Source organism: Hoeflea sp. 108, from assembly GCF_000372965.1.
Classification (GTDB): domain Bacteria; phylum Pseudomonadota; class Alphaproteobacteria; order Rhizobiales; family Rhizobiaceae; genus Aminobacter.
The window spans coordinates 1-21,308 of sequence record NZ_KB890028.1 but is presented as its reverse complement, the minus strand read 5'-3'; the positions used below and the strand labels follow the sequence as shown (position 1 = coordinate 21,308).

15 protein-coding genes and 3 pseudogenes are annotated in these 21,308 nt (G+C 63.5%); 5 read left to right on the top strand and 13 right to left on the bottom strand.

From position 1 onward, the window contains the following. A partial coding sequence (locus B015_RS0130085; RefSeq protein WP_018431469.1) for a hypothetical protein occupies positions 1-1,573 on the top strand: 1,573 nt, incomplete at its 5' end. After that, positions 1,570-1,944: a hypothetical protein gene (locus B015_RS0130080; RefSeq protein ID WP_012092604.1), complete on the top strand. Its 375-nt coding sequence runs from the start codon at positions 1,570-1,572 to the stop codon at positions 1,942-1,944. The genes B015_RS0130085 and B015_RS0130080, both read left to right, overlap by 4 nt. Positions 1,945-1,956: 12 nt before the next feature. Here the strand turns inward: B015_RS0130080 and merBA are convergent, their stop codons facing one another. Genes merBA through B015_RS0130060 form a run of 4 tightly spaced genes read right to left on the bottom strand, consistent with a single transcriptional unit; the run spans position 1,957 to position 5,179 of the window. Continuing rightward, positions 1,957-4,194, bottom strand: a complete 2,238-nt coding sequence (gene merBA / locus B015_RS0130075; RefSeq protein WP_012092603.1) for a bifunctional organomercurial lyase/mercury(II) reductase MerBA — start codon at positions 4,192-4,194, stop codon at positions 1,957-1,959. Beyond that, positions 4,191-4,439, bottom strand: a complete 249-nt coding sequence (locus B015_RS0130070; RefSeq protein ID WP_012092602.1) for a hypothetical protein — start codon at positions 4,437-4,439, stop codon at positions 4,191-4,193. Before B015_RS0130070 ends, merBA begins: the two co-directional genes overlap by 4 nt. Beyond that, complete coding sequence (locus B015_RS0130065; protein WP_012092601.1) at positions 4,440-4,733, bottom strand: cation transporter; 294 nt, start codon at positions 4,731-4,733, stop codon at positions 4,440-4,442. Between the two features lie 20 nt (positions 4,734-4,753). After that, the gene (locus B015_RS0130060) at positions 4,754-5,179 is read right to left on the bottom strand and encodes a mercuric transporter MerT family protein (protein WP_012092600.1); all 426 of its coding nucleotides are present in this window, start codon (positions 5,177-5,179) and stop codon (positions 4,754-4,756) included. Positions 5,180-5,264: 85 nt separating this feature from the next. Between B015_RS0130060 and B015_RS0130055 the strand changes: the two genes are divergently transcribed. Continuing rightward, positions 5,265-5,705, top strand: a complete 441-nt coding sequence (locus B015_RS0130055; RefSeq protein WP_012092599.1) for a helix-turn-helix domain-containing protein — start codon at positions 5,265-5,267, stop codon at positions 5,703-5,705. On the opposite strand, the gene B015_RS33720 is transcribed toward B015_RS0130055, so the two are convergent. After that, complete coding sequence (locus B015_RS33720) at positions 5,688-5,825, bottom strand: hypothetical protein (RefSeq protein ID WP_198292934.1); 138 nt, start codon at positions 5,823-5,825, stop codon at positions 5,688-5,690. The two genes, B015_RS0130055 and B015_RS33720, sit on opposite strands and share 18 nt — an antisense overlap. A 357-nt stretch (positions 5,826-6,182) precedes the next feature. Between B015_RS33720 and B015_RS0130045 the strand changes: the two genes are divergently transcribed. Next, the gene (locus B015_RS0130045; protein ID WP_026227918.1) at positions 6,183-6,506 is read left to right on the top strand and encodes a hypothetical protein; all 324 of its coding nucleotides are present in this window, start codon (positions 6,183-6,185) and stop codon (positions 6,504-6,506) included. Positions 6,507-6,515: 9 nt separating this feature from the next. Here B015_RS0130045 and B015_RS0130040 read toward each other — a convergent pair whose 3' ends face one another. The 8 genes and pseudogenes from B015_RS0130040 to B015_RS32045 form a co-directional block, all read right to left on the bottom strand. Further along, positions 6,516-7,439 (bottom strand): DUF2493 domain-containing protein, encoded by a 924-nt coding sequence (locus B015_RS0130040; protein ID WP_026227917.1) that lies wholly within the window; start codon positions 7,437-7,439, stop codon positions 6,516-6,518. 315 nt (positions 7,440-7,754) lie between these two features. Further along, complete coding sequence (locus B015_RS34035; RefSeq protein WP_280658067.1) at positions 7,755-8,150, bottom strand: toprim domain-containing protein; 396 nt, start codon at positions 8,148-8,150, stop codon at positions 7,755-7,757. 641 nt (positions 8,151-8,791) lie between these two features. Next, positions 8,792-13,100 (bottom strand): annotated as a pseudogene (locus B015_RS32055) (strawberry notch family protein). A 213-nt stretch (positions 13,101-13,313) separates the two neighbouring features. Further along, a complete protein-coding gene (locus B015_RS0130025) occupies positions 13,314-15,434 on the bottom strand; it encodes a ParB/RepB/Spo0J family partition protein (RefSeq protein WP_018431465.1) in 2,121 nt (706 codons plus the stop codon). Between the two features lie 151 nt (positions 15,435-15,585). Beyond that, the gene (locus B015_RS0130020; RefSeq protein ID WP_018431463.1) at positions 15,586-16,779 is read right to left on the bottom strand and encodes a hypothetical protein; all 1,194 of its coding nucleotides are present in this window, start codon (positions 16,777-16,779) and stop codon (positions 15,586-15,588) included. A gap of 128 nt (positions 16,780-16,907) precedes the next feature. Next, positions 16,908-17,354, bottom strand: a pseudogene (locus B015_RS0130015) (dihydrolipoyl dehydrogenase); the annotation flags it as partial. Between the two features lie 1,175 nt (positions 17,355-18,529). Beyond that, positions 18,530-19,873 carry a type II toxin-antitoxin system HipA family toxin gene (locus B015_RS32050; protein ID WP_018431461.1) on the bottom strand — a complete coding sequence of 448 codons (1,344 nt, stop codon included), beginning with the start codon at positions 19,871-19,873 and terminating at the stop codon, positions 18,530-18,532. Between the two features lie 6 nt (positions 19,874-19,879). Next, a complete protein-coding gene (locus tag B015_RS32045; protein ID WP_040457500.1) occupies positions 19,880-20,176 on the bottom strand; it encodes a helix-turn-helix transcriptional regulator in 297 nt (98 codons plus the stop codon). Between the two features lie 436 nt (positions 20,177-20,612). Between B015_RS32045 and B015_RS32040 the strand changes: the two are divergent. After that, a pseudogene (locus tag B015_RS32040) lies at positions 20,613-21,287 on the top strand (ABC transporter permease); the annotation flags it as partial. Positions 21,288-21,308 lie beyond the last annotated feature (21 nt).

The following is a 21,308-nucleotide window of genomic DNA, read 5'->3' as shown; positions in this document are numbered from 1 at the left end:
TTCGGAAAACCGGACCGCGCGCATCCCGGAGCCGGTCATCGGCGCAATGCTGCGATGGGCCTTGAAATATGTCGAGCACCTCTGCGACGACATCTTCACTGCCCGGGCTGAAGCCGATGCACTGAACAGCCGGTTCGCAGCACGCTCGCGCGCCCGCCACACGCGGCCCGCGGTAATGCTGGCCTCCTGGATCGACAAGCGTCGCGAGGAAGGAAGAGGCATTCCTGTCTGGGAAAGACCTCTTTCGATCGGGGGGCTGACCGGCAGATTGTCGCGGGGCGGCAGGTTTGATGGCGAGGTCATCAATCTGAAGCTCCTGACGATGCAATGCGGGCTGCATCTCACCACCGTCCACAAAGATCCGGCCCTGTTGTCGATGGTTCATGATGCTGTCGACGAGCTTGGGTTCGAGGTGGGCGGGATGGACACGCCGATCCCCCCGGATCCCGACACGGGGCGACCGTGGCGGGAGCGCTTCGATGCCATCAGCCTGGCGCGGGAAGAACGGCACCTGCAGACGGCCGCCTATATCGTGTGTTGCTATCTGACGGGCATGCGCGACGGTGAGGTGCAGTCGCTGCGATCCGGCTGCCTGAAACGGAATCTCGACCGGGACGGGCGAACAGAAAGGCTGGCGATCGAGGGCGTGACCTGGAAGGATCGCGGCGCTCGCGGCGAACAGGTCGAATGGATCACCATCGAGGCCGCCGTCCAGGCGATCCGGGTTGCCGAGCGTCTTTCGGAACGATTCCGCCGGAATGCGGGGACAGAGCGGCTATGGCTTGCCCTTGACGACCGCGAGACGAACAATGCCGAGACGCCGATACTCATCGCCAAGAAGATCAACCAATTCCGAGAACATCTCGATGAGCGATATGGCGCGGACGATAGTCCTGTGATCCCCCGAGTGGGAGAAGACGTCTGGCGCTTCAACACCCGTCAGTTCAGGCGAACGCTGGCCTGGTACATCGCGAACCGGCCCTTCGGGGTTGTCGCCGGCAAAATCCAGTACAAGCACGCCTCCGTGGCCATGTTCAACGGCTATGCCGGCTCGTCCGCATCCGGCTTCAGGCAGGAGGTCGAACAGGAACTGGCGCTCGGACAACTCGACGACATCATCGACTACTTCGAAAACCATCGACGCGGTCACGGTCCAGGCGGACCCGCCGGTAAGCGCGTCGGCGTGGAACTGGAGCGGGTCGGCCGCGAACTCGGCCCGCTTCCGGGGCAACTGGCCGATCGCAAGCGCCTGAAGGCGATGCTGGCGCATCTGGCGCGCACGCTGCATGTCGGATATCTGAACGACTGCTTCTTCGACCCATTGACGGCGCTCTGCCTGCGGGAGTCTGAGAAACCTTCAGCCTCGGTGCCGGTCCTGTCGCGATGCGCGCCCGACCGATGTCCCAACGCCTGCCTCGTCGAGCGACATCTCCCGCCATGGGAAGCCTCCATTGCACAGGCGGAGGATCTTCTCGCCGACAAGCGTCTCTCCCCGCTGCAACGCGAAGCGCTGCGCCTGGACAACGACAGAAAACGCAGGCTCATCGCGCCGTTGAAGGAACGCACATCATGAAGCCGGTCAGTGCAGCCACGGAACAGGCGCTTCGTGAGGCGATGGCGCGCCTCCTTTATGGGTGCCCCCGCGTGGCTGATGGCAGGCTGACGGTTGTGAATCTGGCCATCGAGGCAGGTGTCAGTCGCGCGACCGCGAACCGCGCTTCCGAGGTGCTGGAAGCCTTCCGCCATGCAGTTGCCGAGTCGAGAGCCCGGCGCAACGCGACGGATCGGCCGGCGGGGACGGCCCGGGCCGAACAGGAGCGGCGCGCCGTCGAAACCGTGCTCGCCCAGCATCGTCAAGTCCGCGCGCTGTGCCAGCTTATGGAACGGCGGCGCGATAACCGCACCGCCGACGTCATACCGATCATCGGCAGGAAACGCCCTTGACGCCGATTGTGCTCACCCGGCGCAGCAGGAGAGTTTGGCGATGTCCTTGCCGAACGAAAGTGCTGCGAGCTTCAGCCCCTCGACCGTGGTGAGGTAAGGAAAGATCGTGTCCGCGAGGTCATCGACGGTGAGACCCTGGCGGATCGCGAGAGCCGCGGTCTGAATGCTGTCGGCACCTTCCGGCGCGAGGATGTGGGCGCCGAGCAAACGACCGCCAGCAGCATCGGCCACGAGCTTGATAAGCCCACGAGTGTCGCGGGCGGCGAGTGCGCGCGGCACCTGATCGAGACCGATCGTCGAAACGCGGATCTCATGCCCGGCCGCACGCGCCGCCGCCTCGGTGAGACCTACGCTTGCGACCTGCGGATCGGTGAAGACGATAGCGGGCATGGCGCTGTTATCGTAGCGCAGGCTGTCGCCATTGAGGGCGTTCTTGGCGGCGAGCTTGGCGCCATAGGCGGCCATGTAGACGAACTGGTCGCGGCCGGTGACGTCGCCGGCGGCATAGACGCCAGCCTTGGTCGTGCGCATGCGGTCGTCGACCACGATGCCGCCCTTCGCCGAGACGGTGATCCCGTGCTCGGCCAGCCCAAGGCCTTCGATGTTGGGCGTGCGGCCCGTGGTGATCAGCACCTGATCGGCGTCGATCTGGACATCGTGACCGTCACGCGTGACGGTCAGTGACGCTCGGCCCTCGGTTTTGCGGATCGCGCGGTAAGCGATGCCGGAGATAACGGTGATGCCTTCATCCTCGAAATACCCCGTGAGCGCCGCGCCGATCTCGGGCTCGGCCTCGGGGAGCAGTCGGGACCGGCAGACGAGGGTCACCTTGACGCCGGCACGGGCGAACATCTGGGCGAGCTCCGCGCCGATATAACCGCCGCCGATCACCAGCAGCGATCGCGGCAGTTCCTCGAGGTCGAGCGCCGTCGTACTGGTGAGATACGGTACGGTCTCGAGGCCAGGAATAGCAGGAACTGCCGGCCGCGCGCCGGTTGCGATAATGATCTTGCCAGCGGCAATACGCGCGCCGTCAACTTCGACACCGCCGTCGAGGAGGCGAGCCGGCCCGTCGCGATAGGCGATACCATTGTACGCGGGGAGCAGGTCCGCGTATTTGGCCTGGCGCAGCCCAGACACGAGCGTGTCCTTCTGACGAACGGTTCCGCGCCAGTCTGTCAGTTCGGCTTCAGCAGTAATGCCGGCAAAACGTGCCGCCACGCGAGCGTTATGAAGCGTCTCGGCCGCGCGGATCAGGGTCTTCGACGGCACGCAGCCGACATTGACGCAGGTGCCGCCGATGGTGCCACTGCCGATGAGCGCCACCTGTGCGCCCTGATCGGCGGCCGTGATCGAGGCCGAGAAGCCGGCCGAGCCGGCGCCGATGACGACGAGATCGTAAGCGCCTCCATTGCGACCGTTTGTGCGCAAGGGTCGGTTGGCGACCACCAGGCTCTTCGACGCCACATCGAGACCAGCGAGGCTCGGCCCGAACAGAGCACGGCCGGCTTCCAGTCCTTCCTCGATCGACAGCCGGAAACCTGGCTCGTCGGTGGAACGTTCGTCGCGCCAGGCGGAAAGATGCTCGTCCGAGCAGAAAAAAGCGGTCGTCGCGCAGAGCGAGCTCGCGGCGCAGCCGCCTTCATAACGGACGCTCTGCCACATGACGGCCGACTGTGGCTCGACGTCGGCGAGTGCCCGCCCTCGGTCCTGCGTGGTGATCCGGATCAGTGCGCCGCAATGGCCGCAGGGCGAGGCGATCGCGGTGTCGCGATCGGTCATGGCACCGATGCCCAGCGCGTCGACCGCGCACATTGCATTCAGCGTGCGTCCGTCCAGAGTGACCCGATGGCCGGTGTTATGATCGCTGAACGGATAGGCGCCGACGATCAGCTCGCCATCGAGAACGACGAGGTCGCGCCGGCGGAGCTCGTCGAGCAGTGGCCGGATGACCATCTCACTGAGTTTTGTACGCTCCGCAAGCGCGCTTATGGTCGGGGCACCCCCGTGGTCGGCGTAGAGTCGGAGCAACGCAACACGCACCCTGTCGGTGGCGGGATCGTAACCGCTCCAGCGATTGAGCACGTGGTCGGACCCGACCATCGCCTGCAGAGCGTTCTTGACCACAGGCGACGTGACCGCCGACCAATCCGGAAACGTTACGCCCGGTCGAACGGCAAAGCTCGCCAGTGTCGCGGGCTGAGAAACGGCCGGGTTGTCCCGGGAGGAGGTTGCACAGCAATCGTTCATGGCTTCACGCCTTCCTTGCGAATCTTCGTCTCATAGGCCGTGGCTCTTGCCCGGCGATGATGGGGCCCCCACGCGCCGAAGCCGAAGCCCGCGACGATCAGGGGAAGCACCACTGCACCCACACCTGTCAGCCACGTGCCAAGACCCGCCAGAGACAGGCCGACGGCGAGGAGCGGCGCCGCGCAGCAGATCGCGGCGAGGACGGCGCCAACGGCACCTGCGCGGATTACGGCGCGATCAGTCATCTAGCTGCCTTGCTGCGTCGGGTGGGCCGGATAACCAGCATTCATGCTGGCGGCTGCGATGGCATCGGTGCTCGTCTTAGCGTCGTCGAAGGTCACGGTCGCGGACTTCGCCTCGAAGGAGACGGTCACCTTCGCGACACCGGGGATTGCCGCCATCGTGGTCTTCACGATGTAGGGGCACGAGGCGCAGGTCATGTTGTCGACGGCAAACGTCACAGTGCGTTCGGCGGCGAAGGCGGCAGGCGCAGTCATCACCGACGCGATCAAAGTGAAAGCGCTCAAACTCTTCCTCATGGGGTAGTCTCCTCTTGGTGTCAGGCGGAAAGCAGCAGCGGCGCGACGTAGTCGAAGGCGAAAGCAGCGGCGACGAGTACGGTCGCGAACCAGAGCGCGATCTGAACGAGGCGGCTGGGGACGGCGCGCGTGCAGGCAGCCCCATCGGCACAGGCCTGTCGCGGCTTCCAGTAGACAAGGTAGAAGCCGTAGCCGAGCATGCCCGCCGTTGCGGCGACAAACAGTGGCTTGTAGGGCGCAAGCGCCGTCAGATTGCCGATCCAGGCGCCGCCGATGCCGAGGCTGAACAGGACGAGCGGAATGATGCAACAGGACGAGGCGGCGATGGCGCCGAGTATGCCGCCGACGGCGACCAGGCGCTGTCGCCCGGCCTCGCTTCGCTCTGGCGTCGTCAGGTTTGCCGCAGTCGGTGCAACGTCTGCTGGTCCGTGTCGGGATGCATTCATGTTCGACCTCGCTCTTCTTGTCGAAAACCTATCCAGGCGCTAATGTGCGGTCTGTAGCAACTACAGGGTCAAGGGGTATTTTTGGATGCGCGATCACGCTGGCGTGAAAGGCCTCAAGCGCGCCGAACTCGCACAGCGCACAGGGTGCAATCTGGAGACGGTCCGCTATTACGAGAAGGTCGGCCTCCTGCCGGAGCCGCCGCGCACGGCGAGCGGCTATCGCAGCTACGACAGCACCCACGAGCGACGGCTTCGCTTCGTCTTGCGGGCGCGCGAGCTCGGCTTCTCCCTCGATGAAGTCCGTGAACTGCTGCGCCTCGTCGACGAGCGCGACCAGCCCTGCGCCGAGGCAAGCGCCGTTGCCGCCGCGCATCTCGACGACGTGCGTGAAAAGATCGCCGACCTGAAACGCATGGAGCGAGTGCTGAAGGACGTGGTGGCCCAATGCACAGAAGGCAATCGGCGGGAATGTCCGCTGATCGAGACGCTGTTCCGGGAGCCGGCGAGCTCAGCGAAATGCCAGTGAGACAGCTTGACTGTTCAGATAAACGCCCAGCGTTCCGTCGCCGGCGCGGAAGATCACGATGGCGACCATCAGGGTGGCGGCGAGGCTGAAGGCGAAGGCGTGTGCATCGGTGAAGGACATGGAACCGGCTCCTGTTGGGCGGAGGACCATCCCCCGCTGACAGGCGCCCGATGTGTCTGGCCGGTGGCCGCAATCACCGCGCGGGCGAAGCCGGCGCGGCGGCACGCTTTGCGTAGTCCGACCCCTTGCGGGTTGATGGCGTCAGGCCATCGGCTGGACCAAGGATCAGCGCAGATAAGCGGGGGGGTCTTTTGCCATGGGGCTGGCGACCACGATTCCCCGACTCTATTGTCTTCATCGGTTTCAGGGCCGCACGGGCATTCGCCGTCTGACCAATAAGTGCGTAGCAGGCGGGCTGTATCCGCCCAGAAGCGGGGGTGATGCTTGAGGTTAAGCGAGTTTTCGAGCCTGGTGACGTTGAGCAAGATCCTTGTGTCCGACGATGGCACAGGGTTCGAGCGGCTTGACGAAGGGAAATGGGTCAAGGGTCGCTTCGACAATAGCATACGGATAGATCAGCCGACCCATGGGGCTGGGCAGACGCACGCGCACGTCTATGGGCGCAAGGGCGATGAGATCGGAGTGGTCAATTTTGACGATTCCGCAAGCCACGGAACGATATGCAAGCTGAGCGATGATGATGATGCTGCTGCGCTGCGGAAGCGCGGGTTCACAATCGGACCGGGCAATATCGTCGAGTGGATCGTTCTGCCCACGCAGCCTCAGCTGCTTTTGGGCTGAAGGCGGCGCTCACGCGCCGCCGAACTTCCAGACCGGGATGCCGAGCTTCTTGGCCTTGTCGGCGAGGTTGTCGTTGATGCCCGTGCCGGGAAAGTGCATCACGCCCTTCGGCACGATGTCGAGCATCTCGTCATTGCGTTTGAAGGGTGCGGCGCGGCCATGCTTCGTCCAGTCGGGTGCGAAGGCGATCTGCGGGACATTGCGATTTCTTGCCCAGAGCGAGGCAATCTTTTCGGCGCCCTTTGAGGACTTGCCATGTATCAGCACCATGTCGGGGTGCTTTTCGTGGACCTGGTCGAGCCTGGTCCAAATCAGCCGGTGGTCATTGAAGTCCAGTCCGCCGGTGACGACGATCTTCGGACCGGGAGGGAGAAGGACCTCCTGCTCTGCGCGTTTTTTGGCCATGAGGAAGTCGCGACTGTCGATGATCGCGGAGGTCAGGTTGCGATGGTTGACCTTTGAGCCCGTGCGGGGGAGCCATGGCTTGCCGATCTGGCGTTCGTAGTGCTCGGCGGCCTGGTCGCGCATCAGCTCGAAAGCGTTCTGCCGTTCGATGAGTGTCTTGCCCTCGGCGATCTGGCGCTCGAGGTCGGCCGACTTCACCTCGCTGCCGTCCTGTTGCCGCTGCGAGCGCTTCTGCGCCTGTTCGTTGTCGTCGAGTTCGCGCGCGATCCGTTCGGTGGCGCGGTGGAAGACGTTGACGGTCGACCACAGGAGATCGTCGAGGTCGGGTTCGAGGCGGGTGTCCTCAAGTGTCGAGATCAGGGCGTCGAAGATGTCGGCGATCGCGCCCGCGACGTGATTGCCGTCTGGCAGGAGACGCTGGTCCACCTCGTCGGCGAAAGGGCGGTAGCCGTGGAGCTGGAGTTCGTTGAGGATGTGGTCGGTGGGTGACGAATCGTGGTGGGGTTCGTAGTCGTCGTGCTCGGTCATGGAACGTTCCTTTGGCTGGACCGCGACCGTCGCGGCCTTCATGGCGACGGAGCCCACGGGCGGAGCGGACCTGCACCCGGCGCCAGGCGCCGGGCCGGAGCAACGCGGAGGATGCCGGAGGCCGGCTATTTTGCTTCGCGATGGAAAACTGCCCCTCGGGGCAGCGCCGGAAAATAGTCGGCCGCAGACATTGCCTGTCCGAACCGCATGTGGGCCGATCGCCCTCCCGAAGGCCGAGGTGCGGCCCTCTCCAAGGGGCCGGGCATCCATGCGAGCATGATGGCGGCCGCGCGCCGCCGCCGTTCAGCCGCCGATTTATGCCGCCACGAGCATGAAGCGGGCGACGTCCTGTGGTGCGAGCTGCACCCGGAGATGCGCCATCAGCGCGTCACGGCCGTAGGTGCGGAGATCCTCGTTGAAGTCCTCAAGCATGGGCGACAGGGCAATCGCCTCGACCCCGACCGCGTTGGCCCGTTCGAGCAGCGTGTGCCACGCACCATCCCCCGCGAGATCATTGTCGCGGAGGACATAGAGCCGGCGCAGTGCATCGTGGAACTGGATGGCAGCGAGGTGCGCCGCGGAAAGTGCCGCCGCCGCCGACATGCCGGGCATGACATCTCGCACCGATAGCACGCTTTCGATGCCTTCACCGGCTGCCAGAACGTTGCCTGGAAGCCCGAAGCGGACCGCATGCCCAAGAAGGTCGCCCATTGCCTTACGCTGGATGTCGATCGGCGCCTTGCCGGAACCATCGGGCGCGAGCCAGGTCCGATGTGCTCCGGTGATCTTGTCGGTGAGATCGGTGACGGCGGCGACCATGGCCGGCCAGGTCTCGGTCGGGCTGTGCTCGTCGGGCCGATAGTAGCATCGGGAATGGAAACGCAAGCTTCCGCATACATGCAAAGCCGTAATGCCGCGTCCGCGCAAATACGCTTCTACGAGTGTGCCGCCGAGCGGCTGACACATGGCGATGAGCCGGCGTGCAGCCTCGGCAGATCCCGATGACGCTGGCGTGCGCGCGTGTTGTTTCGGCTCTGATTCATGATCGGGCGGCATGCTGAGGAAGATGTGGGCCTCTTCCGCGACGTCGGCGAAGTCGACGAGGCCCAGCGATTCACGGATCACGTCGAGCAGATCGCCATGCTCGCCAGTTGCAGCGTCGGTCCATTTACCGGCCGGACCTTTGGCGGTGTCCTTCAGGCGCACGAACATGGACTGGCCCGGCGTGTTGCGAACATCGCCAACCTGCCAATAGCTGCCCTGTCGGCGGCCGGCGCCGAGATAGCGTTTGCACACCGCCTCGGCCTGACGGCCCAGACGGGATGCGAGATCGGAAGCGTGGCGGCGGGCCATTACGCTGCCTCCCGCTCGCCGATGCGAGCCACCGGATAGGTGTCGAACAAGCTTGGCGAGCACGGTCGGCCCCGTGCTGTCGATCGGTACGAAGAACCGCAGCGACCAGGAGATGATCTCGGTGAAGAGACCATAGGCGCGAAGGCGGTCGCGCATGGCTTCCGTGAAGCCGGATAGCTCGATGCGATTAGCGCCCATGACGCGCACGCGACGAAGCTGAAGCCCTTCCGCAAGGTCGAGGATCGTCCGCCCGTCGATCAGGGCGGCATAGGCGTCGTCGGCCGATAGGACGGTCGTGCCGGTAGATGTCGCGTTGGCGGCCCAGGCCGGAGAGACGCGACGACCGATAATGCGCTCGCCATCGTCGGTCTGGAGCCGATAGACGCGGGTCGACTCGTTCGGCAGACGCTTCCACACCGGCAGCAGCAATCCAGCGACGATGTGGATGGTGCTCTCGCTGGAAGCGGGCACATCGCCGAGTTCGCGGGACCAGGCGGCGGCGAAGGTGCTGCGATCGGCCTCCTGCCAATGGCTTTCCGCCATCGACTTGAACGAAGCATGGAGATGTTCCATCGGGCGCATCAGCCGAACGCGGCGTTCGATCTCGCCATCGTCGAGCATGAGCGACGGTGCAGGAATCTGCAAGGCGGCTCGCCCGGATCGTTCGTTCACCAGCAGTTTGGCACTACGATCATCAAGCCAGCCGAGTGCGTCGTCGAGCGACAATGGACGATTGCGGATCCGCTGGGTGATGGTCAGCAGCCGGGTGTGCGCGCCCGATGCCGGATGGGTGTAGATCGTCGCGCGATCGGTGACGACGAAGCTCTCCGCCCTCAGCGTTTCGAGGCCGATGTCGTAGACACCGCTGGCGATCGCGCCGGACACCTTCGCATCGAGCAGCTGTTCGAAGGCGGTGAAGAGAATGCCCTGCAGCTCGATCGTGAGTGCAAGGAGCCGGTTGAGGAACGTAGTGATCGGCGGCAGTTCGTCCTTGATGCCGTTGTCGTCCATCAGCTTCAGGCCCGTGGCGGTTTCGAAGCGATGGAGCGAGCAGCCCTCGATCTTGCCGCGCACGATCAGGAGGTGGAGCTGGCGCAGCGCGTCGCGGGCGTAGCAGGATTCCAGATTGTCCTCGGGCCGGAACAAGCCCTGGCCGCCGGTCTGGCGCTGCCCGCGCGTGATGGCGCCGAGCGTGTCGAGCCGGCGCGCGATCGTGCTGAGGAAGCGTTTTTCAGCTTTCACGTCGGTCGCGATCGGTCGGAAGAGCGGCGGCTGCGCCTGGTTCGTCCGGTTCGTGCGGCCGAGCCCCTGGATCGCCGCGTCCGCCTTCCAGCCCGGCTCGAGCAGGTAATGCACGCGCAGACGCTGGTTCTTCGCCGACAGCTCCGCATGGTAGCTGCGGCCGGTGCCGCCGGCGTCACTGAACACCAGCACGTGCTTCAGGCCATCCATGAAAGCGGCTGTTTCGGCGAGGTTCGCCGATGGCGCGCGGTTCTCGACGGACAGCCGATCGCCCTTGCGGACGATCCGCCGCGAGCGGCCTGTCACCTCGGCCACCATGTCGGTGCCGAAACGCTGGACGATCTGGTCGAGTGCCCCCGGCACGGGAGAAAGCGATGCGAGGCGCTCCGTCAGCTCGTCACGCCGAGCAATGGCTTCGCGGCTCTCTACGGGCTGGCCATCGCGATAGACCGGGCGAGACGACAGATTGCCCTCGCCATCGGTGAACGGCTCGTAGAGCTGTACCGGGAAGGAATGGGCGAGATAGTCGAGGACGTATTCGCGCGGCGTGATGTCGACGCGCACGTCGTCCCATTCCTCGGTCGGAATCTCGGCGAGGCGTCGTTCCATCAAAGCTTCACCGGTCGACACGATCTGCACGACGGCGGTATGGCCCGCCGCAAGATCGTGCTCGATGGAGCCGATCAGGGTCGGCGTCTTCATCGAGGTCAGCAGATGCCCGAAGAAGCGCTGTTTCGTGGATTCGAAGGCCGAGCGAGCGGCGGACTTCGCCTGACTGTTCAACGTGCCGGTCGAGCCGGTGATGTTGGCCGCCTCCATCGCCGCGTCGAGGTGATTGTGGATGATTGCGAAGGCGCCGGCATAGGCGTCATAGATGCGGCGCTGCTCATCGGTGAGCTGGTGTTCGACCGGCTCGTATTCCACGCCCGCGTAGGAGAGCGAGCGGGCGGTGTAGAGCCCGAGCGAACGCAGGTCGCGGGCCAGCACTTCCATCGCCGCGACACCACCGGCTTCAATCGCCCCGACGAATTCCGCGCGCGTGGCGAACGGGAAGTCATCGCCGCCCCAGAGGCCGAGCCGCTGGGCATAGGCGAGATTATGGACGGTGGTCGCGCCGGTGGCGGAGACATAGACGATGCGCGCGTTCGGCAGGGCGTGCTGAAGGCGCAGGCCGGCGCGACCTTGCTGAGAGGGGGCGACGTCGCCCCGTTCTCCCTTGCCGCCGCCGGCGTTCTGCATCGCGTGGCTCTCGTCGAAAATGATTACTCCGTCGAAATCGGATCCCAACCATTCGACGATCTGGCGCACGCGCGAAACCTTCTCGCCGCGGTCGTCGGAACGCAGCATGGCATAGGTTGCGAATAGGACGGCTTCTGACAGCGCGATGGGCTTGCCCTGCGCGAAGCGCGACAGCGGCGTGACCAGCAGGCGCTCCATGCCGAGTGCGGACCAATCACGTTGCGCATCCTCGATCAGCTTGTCGGACTTGCTGATCCAGACCGCTTTGCGGCGACCCTGGAGCCAATTGTCGAGGATAATGCCGGCCGACTGGCGGCCTTTGCCTGTGCCGGTGCCGTCGCCGAGCATGAAACCACGGCGGAAGCGAACGCTGTCGGGCGCGTCCGCGGGGGCGGCCTTCACGACATCGAAGGTCTCGTCGGCCGTCCACGATCCGGCGAGGTAATCGCTATGTGCCTCGCCGGAATAAATCACCGTCTCAAGCTGGGCGTCGGATAGCAGGTTGCGGATATTCGTCGGCAGGGTCGGCCGATAGCTCGGCTTCGGCGGCGCGATGCTCGCCATGGCGGCAGATTGGACGAGCTTGGTCGGGTGGGCCTGCGCGCCGGGAATGCGGATCGACTGCAATCCGTATTCTTCGTAGATCGCGTCGGTAAGGTGGGTGCTCTCGGCCGGCGTCCAGTCCACGGTCTCGTAGTCAAGCTGAACACCATCGGGGTCGGTGCCGGTCGGCGCCGCCGAACGTGACGTCGCGGCGCGGGCAAGATAGCCGCGCACGGATTTCGGAGGCGCGGTCGGGACCGTCGTGGACACCGACGGCGTGGCGACAGGCGCCCGAGCCGGTACGTCCCGTTCGATCCAGCCGAGCAGCGTGGCGACATCGGGCGCAATGCCGGACGAGATCGGAAAGCTGGCGGGATCGCCAGCCGGCAGCTTGTCGATGACGGTCAGTCGGGTGGGAAACGTCGTGCCGTGCTTGGCGTAGACCGCGTCGGCGATCGCGGCCGAGAAGACGACCTTGCCGCGCTCCTGCAAGCGCACGAAGGCGTCGTGCCAATCCGGTAGGCCCGGTCCGACATTGGCGCCGGTGATCGCCACGAGACGGCCGCCGGGAGCAAGGCGGTTCAGCGCCGATGCGATATGGCGAAATCCGGCGTCGGCGACGCGCCCTGAGACGCTGGCCATCGCCGAGAACGGCGGGTTCATCAGCACGATGGACGGAATGGCTGCACGATCGAGATGATTGTCGATCTGCGCGGCGTCGAAGCGTGTCACGGCAAGGGTCGGAAAGAGGGATGAGAGGAGGTCAGCGCGAAGATCGGCCAGTTCGTTGAGGATCAGTGAACCGCCCGCCATCGATGCCAGGATGGCGAGCAGGCCGGTGCCTGCTGAAGGCTCCAGCACGATGTCATCAGGCGTGATCGCCGCGGCTGTCATCACTGCAAGGCCAAGGGGGACCGGCGTCGAGAATTGCTGAAGCGCCTGGCTTTCTTCCGAGCGGCGAGTGTGGGTCGGCAGGAGCCCGGTGATTTTCGACAGGATGGAGAGCCGGGCTGTCGGTGACACGGATTTGCGGAAGAGCGCACGTCCGTATTTCCGTAGGAACAGGACGGTGGCGGCTTCGCAGGCCTCGTAGGCGGTTTTCCAGTCCCAGGCTCCGCTGACGTCGGAGGCACCGAATGCGGTCTCCATCGCAGCGCGCAAGATGGAAGCCTCAACGCGCTCGCCGCGTTCGAGACGGCCGAGCACAATGTGGGCAGCCGAGAGGATGGCAGGCGCGAGCGCCAGGGGCACGGCCGGTACGGCCACGGGCAACAAGACAGTCATAGGAAGATCCTCGGGAGAGCGGTAACGGACAAGCTCGGCCGGCGCTCTCTCTCAAACCGCCCGAACTCATCTCGTCCCGGCGGACCTCGCACTCTCGAAGGCGGCAATGAAAAAAGCGCCCGGCCGTGAGGCGGGGCGCTTTGAAGACGGCCCGGGTACGCTGGACGGGCTGGGAAATGAGCAGGACGGCCGGAACCGCTCCGCATCGACACGCTACTCTGCAGCGATCATCGCGAAGTGCTTGTCTTTCGGTTCGACGATTGCGTCGTCGCCAGCGAGGAATGCAGGCAGATTTTCGTCGGCTCGTTCTAGCGAAGCCGCCTCTGCCTCGGGCTCGATCGCGCGCAGCGGCTCCGGCAGCCAACCGGTGTCGGCCAGCAGGCGTTCCGCTTCCTTGGCCATGTCGCCCTTCTTCATATGGTCGATGAGCTGGGCGGCCTGTTCGCCGGCGCCTTCGCGGACGGCCTCAAGGATGCGGGCCTTGGTGACGCGGCCGAGATAGTTGCCGACTGTCGGACGCCAGCCGGCTTCCACCATGTTCATGCCGGTTGCCCTGGCGAGGCGGCCGGCCTGTGTCAGGCGCACCTTCAGGCCATGCTCGCTCACGCCCGAGCCGCCGTAGGGGTTCACCTTTTCGTAGAGCGAATTGACGCCGTAGCTGACGCAATGCGCCAGCAGATCCATTCGGACGCCGTCATCGAGTTCGGTGAGCCAATCCCACAGCCCTTCGTCATCGGCCGGGATATGATCGCTCCATCGCTGGTGCCGGTCAGTGACGGATTTCGCGGACGAGCTATCCTTCAGCTCGTCCGCCTGCGCTGGGAAGAAGATGTGACGGACGTTGGCGTCCAGGCAACCTGCCGCGGCGTGATGCAGGAAGGCATCCGTCACCAGTTTGTGCAGAAGAGCAGTCATTGCGACATGGGGATTGTTCGCCACGGCGTCTCGTAGCGCGAGCGTGCGATGCGCGGTCAGCTCCATGACGAGGCGATCGGGCAAAGGCCTGATGCCGTCGCCTTCCTCATCCTCAGCTTGAACCGACTGCCCGCCAATGCTGATGACGGCGCGCTGGATTGCAGGGGGGCGGATCTCGCCGGTTTCAGGATCGACGTCGTCCTCCTGCGCCGTTTCATCAGCAAGCTTGACTGGCTCGTCCTCGGAACGGACATAGCCACGATCGACAAAGAGTGATCCTTCGGCATCGATGCTGACGAAGACGCCAGCGATGGCGATCTCATCCAGATCATAGCCGACTGGACGGTTGTCGATCGCATTGATCGACGCCTCGATCTCGCCCAGGCGGGCATCCACTTCGTCTGGAAGCTCATCGGCCTCCTCGTATTCGGCGGTCAGGCGGTCGAGTTCCTCCTGCAGAGCATCTCGCGCGACCAGGTCTTCCTCCGTGATGTCGAGCGGAACGCCCTTGATCGCACGCATTCCATGGGTGACGCCGTAGGGAATGCTGATGGCAGCCTCGACCCATTTCCAGCCGTGGGTCGCGATCTCGTCGGCGATGGTCGTGAGCTTCTCGGAAACAAGGCGATCCAGAAGCCCGACATCCTGAAGCCAGCCGCCGTCGTCGGATTCGAAAAGGTCGCGCATCACGATGCCACCGGCCGCCTCGTAGACGTCGATACCGACGAAGACGACCCGCTTGTCGGAGGCGCGCACCGTCGTCTCGGTCAGCATGCGGCGGATGTGGTACGGCTCCTTCTGCCAGCTATTGCGGATTTGCTCCCAGACCTGCTCCTGGCGGGCATGGTCGTGCGAGACGGTGAAGGCCATGAGGTGCTTCAGCTCCATGCCGTCCTCGGCATAGATGTCGAGCAGCGCCGGCGAGACCGACGCGAGGCGCAGCCGCTGCTTGACGATATTGACGTCAACAAAGAATGCCGCAGCGATGTCTTCCTCGGTCATGCCCTTGTCGCGCATGGCCTGGAAGGCGCGATACTGGTCGAGTGGATGAAGCGGCGCGCGCTCGATATTTTCGGCCAGCGAAACCTCGTCAATCAGGATAGTGGCATTGGCGGCAGATACGACGCAGGGGACCGGTGTGGCCTTGTTGAGGCGCTTCTGCTTGGCGAGCATTTCCAGCGCGCGGTAGCGGCGGCCACCGGCGGGCACCTCGAACATGCCGGTTTCCTGGCCCTCGCCATTGAGGACGGGTCGCACATGAAGGCCCTGGATCAGGCCGCGCCGCGCGATCGACTCGGCCAACTCCTCGATCGAGACACCGGCCTTCACGCGCCGGACGTTGGCCTGGCTAAGCACCAGCTTGTTAAAAGGAATGTCGCGCGACGACGATAGCGTGATCTTCTGAATGGCAGTTGCCATTTTCGTTACTCCGCGACGAGCACCGAGAGCCTCTCTCTCGAACCTAAACTCGTCACGAAGCGAAGCACTGCCCTCTCACTCTTGGAGGGCAGTGCCAGGACATAGGGAAATCGGAACAGCAGGGAGAAGCAGATCTCCGGCTTCACGGAAGTCAGGCGGCGCGGTCGAGCAGCTTCTTGGCCTTGCCCTCCAGTTCGAGCCGGGCGTCCTGATTGGTCTTTTCGCGGGCGACGGCGGTGATGCCCGCGACGAAATCGAAAATCGATTCGGGCGGGCGACCTTCTTCGGCCAGAACCGTCTCGATGATATTGCCGGTCTCCGCCTTCGAAAATCCGCGTTTGCGCAAGAATTCCGAGCGGTCCTCGTCCGACTTCGCAACGATCCGCTCCCGCGCGGCCTTGATGCCGTTGATGAAAGGCATCGGCGAGGAGTTCGCGAAATTCAGCAGCGCCGGCGCAGCTTCGTGAGCGAAACGGGACGCCGCGTATTTGCTGTGGCGGATGGTGATTTCCTCGAAATCTTCCACGCCCCACAAATTGCGGTTCTGGCAGACCGCGCGGAGATAGAAACTGGCCATGCCGAGCGTCTTGGCGCCGACCTCGGAATTCCAGCAGTAAAAGCCGCGGAAGTACAGGTCGGGCGAGCCGTCAGCGAGCCGGCCGGCTTCGATGGGGTTCAGATCGTCCACGAGAAAGAGGAACACATCGCGATCGGACGCATAGAGTGTCGTCGTGTCCTTCGTGATGTCGACGCGCGGATTGTGAACGCCGGTCGACCAGTCGAGCACGCCGGGCACCTTCCATCTCGTATCGCCCGTGCCGTTGCCCGCAATGCGTTGCACCGCCTCGACCAACTCGTGGTCGTAAATCCGGCCATAGTCGGGGCCGGTGACGGCGCGCAGCTCGATCCTGCCGTTGTCGGTTTCGAGCGCCTTGATCTGCTCGGCCCGATGCGAGGTCAGACCGAATTGCAGATTGATGCCGGCCAGTGCGGCCGGGAGTTGGCGCAGATAGGCAGCCGGAGCGCCGACCTGGCTGGCAAGCTGACCGAAGCTCCAGTGTGTTGGCACGACGGGCGTGTCAGAGCCCGGCAGGATGAGGGACAGCCGTTCGGGCTCGGTCCGGCTTGCCTCGACATGGATCAGCGCAGTTTCCACCACGCGTGTCCGGCTGTGTTCCGACCGACTGCGCACCGTATCCGCCAACTCCGACAGAGACAGGTAACGCTCGTCATCCGGGCGCGAGAACCACTCCGAGGAAACGCGGCCGATCCGCTCGCCGCGGCTGACATCCACCTTGTAGCCGCCGCTGATTTCGCGGCAGACGTCGAGAACCTGCATGTCCATGAGGCAAACTCCATGACAGGCGCCGAGAGCCTCTCTCTCGACACTCAACCTGTCATGGAACCCCGATTCATGCTCTCACTCTCCAGGCGCGCCGAGGCTCGCAGCCCAGGCCGGACATCGGCGCCGGATCAGCTCGCTCGGCGGGCTTTTTTTGTCATGGACGGCAGGTCGGTGCAAACGCCCTCGGCAGCTTCGGCGGCCATCCCGATAGTCTCGACGAGTGTAGGATGCGGATGGATGGTCTTGCCGATATCGACCGCATCCGCTCCGATCTCGATCGCCAGGCAGATCTCGCCGATCATGTCGCCGGCGGACGGGCCGACGATTGCGCCGCCGATGATGCGATGCGTCTCCTTGTCGAACACCAGCTTGGTCAGGCCGTAATCGGCACCGTTGGCGATGGCCCGACCGGATGCAGCCCACGGGAACTTGCCAATCTCAACCATGCGACCCGCGGCCCAGGCCGCATCCTCGGTCACACCGACCCAGGCAATCTCCGGATCGGTATAGGCGACTGACGGCACGACCTTCGCGTCCATGAAACTCTTGAGCCCTGAAGCCGCTTCGGCAGCCAATATCCGGTCGAGCTTTGCCCTCAAACAGGTCAAGTACAGGACCGCCCTGCCACTCGAAGACCTCGCCACACCTAGGTTCGGCAGATGACACGCTTGCCGCCAGGCAGTTGCGAAGTCAGCCTTATACGCGGGAGCCGGAAACCGCATTGCTGATCCGGCACACGATTCATAACTGACCAACAGAATTCAACCTTCGACAGGTGGGCTCCGCTGAAGTGCCTGGTCAGTGTGGGAATCCTATTTGCGCCGATCACCGTCGGGCTTGGGCGGCGCGCTGCGGTGTCTGCCAACAATGACGGGGCTGTTGTCCTATGGTCACAACCACTATTCTTGTGCTGCCTTCATATGCAGGGCCGCCATGCGGCGTCGGCGAGAATTGCTCGAGCCGGAGGAAGGCGGTTAATTCCGTGGCCGACGTGTCTATGCCAGAAGGGCGGACGCGAGTTACTCCTGCAGATCTGTGCTTGCCCTAGGGCAAGGCAAACATTTCGAAAACGTCGCGGTCGTTCGATAACCCTGAAAAAGAGCAGCGCATAAAGCGCAGACATCGGCACGTCCGCCAGACGGACATGCCGGGACGATGTCGAAGCAAATTCGCGTCCGGCTCGATCGGTCAACAAGGTGACCTAAGGAGGTTCAGCATAGCGCCGCGTGAGCGGGAACCGGGACAGATCACCTCCGACGAACGGTCAAATTTGCCGGCGCGGTCTTGGCGCCGGCCAGCTTTGTTACGCAAGCCGACGGCTATGTATCTTGGTATGGCGAGGCGAATGTGTTCCCGTATTGCTGGGGATACAGTCCAATCGCTGCAGTTTATCAACGTTCGGGCGCCATCACACGATCGGCCCTGCCGGGGCCGGCTGCAGAGCTGTCGGTTTCGCTCGGCTGGGTGCGGAAGCGGACAATAAGGCGAGTGCGCAATGCCTTGAGCCTTGGACGGCGAAAGTACTCACAACGACCGTATTCCATCGCTTCACCCGCCTGCCTGTCCGCGATGAAATCAGGCATAGAAGGAAGCACCTTCAGCTTCTATCCAAGTTGCTTTCCCACTTGCCTCTGTTGTCGGCCAGTTGGCAGGCCCGGGCCGTCTGAGCGAAAATCCCTTGGGCAGGGCGGGGCTCTCAATACCGAGAGCGGGGTAGCTGTTTTACCTGCCCCCGTGCCTGGATCCGCTGTCACCGCCCTGCTCTCACTTCCACAGGCTCGGCGGCGGCCTCCTCTCCATAGATCCGGGACAAACTCTTGATGCGCGTCGCGATCGCGTCGACGAGACGATCGACGACCTCATGCATGATCCCCTCCTTGCGCAGCTCTTGGGCGCAGTCCGATGACAAATCGGGCGTCACCGCCAGCTGGTGGCGGATTGTCTGCATCGTGTACTCGCCGTTGACCTTTGCCGAGGACGCACAGCGCTCCCAGTGGCGCGGCATGATTTCGTCAATAAGGTAGGTTCTGTCGATCTTCATAGCCAGCTTGAGGTCGCGCATCTCAGCCTGGACTTCTCCTTCGCCAAGGTGCGGGAGAATGGAGGAGATGTCGTAAAGTGGAGCAAGGCGGGCCTCGCCCTGAGCACCAAGCAGCATCGAGTAGTTCTTTGCGTGTGCGTCCGTGCCCGTGATGATCCAGTTGAAAACGTTCGCCGCCATAAAGGTCTGACGGTCACCGACAGGGTTCAGTGAGGCCGAAATCACCTTGTTGGAGATAGTCGTGACACCCGGCCCACCCTGGTTCTCGTATTTGAGCGTCGGCATCACCGACAGGGCCTGGCACATGTCTTCCTGATGGATGCGAATGGTCTTACCGTCGATGTTGCGGCGGTCGTAACGCTCGACAACGATCGCCTTTTCGCCTGCGAAGTCGCGAACCTGACTGTGTGCAGCGTCCATGCCGAGCTTGTTTGCGAGCTGCAAGCAGAAATGTTCGTTCTCGGTATGCCCGTGCAAGTGCGGCATAGGCGGCTTGAAGATGTGGGTGGTGGGCGTGTCGCCAAGAGGTATCCCCCAGCGATTATTGTCCTTGTCGTAGTGGAAGGCCGTTTTTGCCTGTGCTCCAGCGAGGCTGAACTGACCTGGATCGCCGATGCGCCGGGTCGCTGCACCGTCCCTGCGCAGGTCGCGCAGGCGTTCGCCGATCTGCGCTTCGCTAAGCAACACCACGTCCTCGCCGCGGGTAAGCGGGTCGCCATGCGGAAGGAACTGGACGGCGCCGGCGCAGTCGCGGCCCACATTCTTGAGCAGGGCAAAGGGGTTTCGGGCGGAGACCTGGAACCTTTGCGCCCATCTGGAGAGGGTCTGCTCATTATCTGGCAGCAGGCCCCAGAGGAATGCCTCAATGACCTTGCCCGCGTAGGTCCTCGTGATGGTGGGCATGGACAGGGAGAGCGGGATCGCCACTCGGCCTTCCATCCATGCCTCATGATAGGAGAATGAAAGCTTGCCGCTCTGCAGGTGGTGGAGCTCGCCAACCGGTCTGCCGGCGATGTAGACGTCGAGGACGTCGATCGGGTTCACCATGATCATCGTCGCTCAGAGCTTGTAGGGCGGCTCGAGGTCGTCATCATCGACATGCGGTTCATCGGCATTTTGATGATGACCAGCAGCCGACGTCGGCGCCGACGGGATCTGAAAGTCCAGCTCCACGCCAAGTGTAGTCAGCGCCAGCAGTACGTTGCCGATCTCGGCGCTCGGCTTGCCATTCTCGACCCACGAAATCCACGTCTGCGTGGTATTGATCATCCTGGCCAAGGCAGCCTGTGACAGGCCTTGCCGGGTGCGAGCCTCCTTTATCAGGATACCAATGTCACGAGCTGTTCTGATCTTCATGGCGCTCACGCGATGCAGAATATGGTCAATATAGGTTCGTATATGACGCCTGTCAATATGCGTTCATATATCACCTTTCGCCATATACGCTTATATATCGCCTATAGTCATATAGGAGCATATATTGGAGATGACGGGCTAACCAATTTCCGTTCTTATGATGTCTCACTTGTGTCATGCGCGTTCCCCGGTCGCGGTAGAGACGCCAAGGCCAAGATCGGCCGCAACCATCGACCCGGCATTGTCGTCTTTTCAGACGTGCCGATATCTTCCATTTATGCGCTGCTTCTTTTTGGGTCGCTGCAAGCTGCGGCACCGATCGGAATTGTCCGTCGAGGGGCCGCAAACAGACGGTCTGCCCTCCGGGAGCGAACAAGGAAAGCTGACATGCGTTTGCGTTCGAGACAGATAGCAGGTTCGAATCTCGCCCGGCGCGGCACTTATGCTGGCAATCGGCATGGCCTGTGGGCTGACCAATGGACTGGTCATAACCCTGGGCAAGATCGAGCCCTTCATCGCCACACTTGGCATGATGGGCATCTATCGCGGCCTGACCACTTGGCTTTCGCAAGGCGGCGCGATCACGCTGCGCAATCCGGAGGTGCAGGCGGTCTATCGCCCGGTCTATTTCGGCAATCTTTTCGGCATTCCTTACCCCGTACTTGCAATCTTCATCACGGCAGCGATCGCGGCGTTCATTCTGTACCGCACCTCGTTTGGCCGGCATGTGATCGCGGTCGGCTCGAATGAGGACGTCGCGCGCTATTCGGGCATCTCGGTCGCGCGCGTACGCACCATGACTTACCTGATCCAGGGGCTGTGCGTGGCGGGTGCCTGCCTCATCTATATTCCGCGCCTTTCCTCCACCACGGCCACGACAGGCACGATGTGGGAACTGAACGCGATCACAGCGGTCGTGGTCGGAGGCACCGCCTTGCGCGGCGGCGTAGGTCGGATCTGGGGCACCGTGGCCGGCGCCTTCATCCTGGAAATCATCGGCAACATCATGCTGCTTACGAGCTACGTCAGCGAGTATCTGCTCGGCGCGATCCAGGGAGCAATCGTCATTATCGCGATGTTGGTGCAGCGTTCGCTGACGCGAAAATCGTGAAGCAAATCGGGACTGCGGGTC

Bases quoted from the DNA above. Each gene is read 5' to 3' on its own strand.
- B015_RS0130080 (WP_012092604.1), top strand. From the start codon at position 1,570: ATGAAGCCGGTCAGTGCAGCCACGGAACAGGCGCTTCGTGAGGCGATG.
- merBA (WP_012092603.1), bottom strand. From the start codon at position 4,194: ATGAACGATTGCTGTGCAACCTCCTCCCGGGACAACCCGGCCGTTTCT.
- B015_RS0130070 (WP_012092602.1), bottom strand. From the start codon at position 4,439: ATGACTGATCGCGCCGTAATCCGCGCAGGTGCCGTTGGCGCCGTCCTC.
- B015_RS0130065 (WP_012092601.1), bottom strand. From the start codon at position 4,733: ATGAGGAAGAGTTTGAGCGCTTTCACTTTGATCGCGTCGGTGATGACT.
- B015_RS0130060 (WP_012092600.1), bottom strand. From the start codon at position 5,179: ATGAATGCATCCCGACACGGACCAGCAGACGTTGCACCGACTGCGGCA.
- B015_RS0130055 (WP_012092599.1), top strand. From the start codon at position 5,265: ATGCGCGATCACGCTGGCGTGAAAGGCCTCAAGCGCGCCGAACTCGCA.
- B015_RS33720 (WP_198292934.1), bottom strand. From the start codon at position 5,825: ATGTCCTTCACCGATGCACACGCCTTCGCCTTCAGCCTCGCCGCCACC.
- B015_RS0130040 (WP_026227917.1), bottom strand. From the start codon at position 7,439: ATGACCGAGCACGACGACTACGAACCCCACCACGATTCGTCACCCACC.
- B015_RS34035 (WP_280658067.1), bottom strand. From the start codon at position 8,150: ATGGGCGACCTTCTTGGGCATGCGGTCCGCTTCGGGCTTCCAGGCAAC.
- B015_RS0130025 (WP_018431465.1), bottom strand. From the start codon at position 15,434: ATGGCAACTGCCATTCAGAAGATCACGCTATCGTCGTCGCGCGACATT.
- B015_RS0130020 (WP_018431463.1), bottom strand. From the start codon at position 16,779: ATGGACATGCAGGTTCTCGACGTCTGCCGCGAAATCAGCGGCGGCTAC.
- B015_RS32050 (WP_018431461.1), bottom strand. From the start codon at position 19,873: ATGATCATGGTGAACCCGATCGACGTCCTCGACGTCTACATCGCCGGC.
- B015_RS32045 (WP_040457500.1), bottom strand. From the start codon at position 20,176: ATGAAGATCAGAACAGCTCGTGACATTGGTATCCTGATAAAGGAGGCT.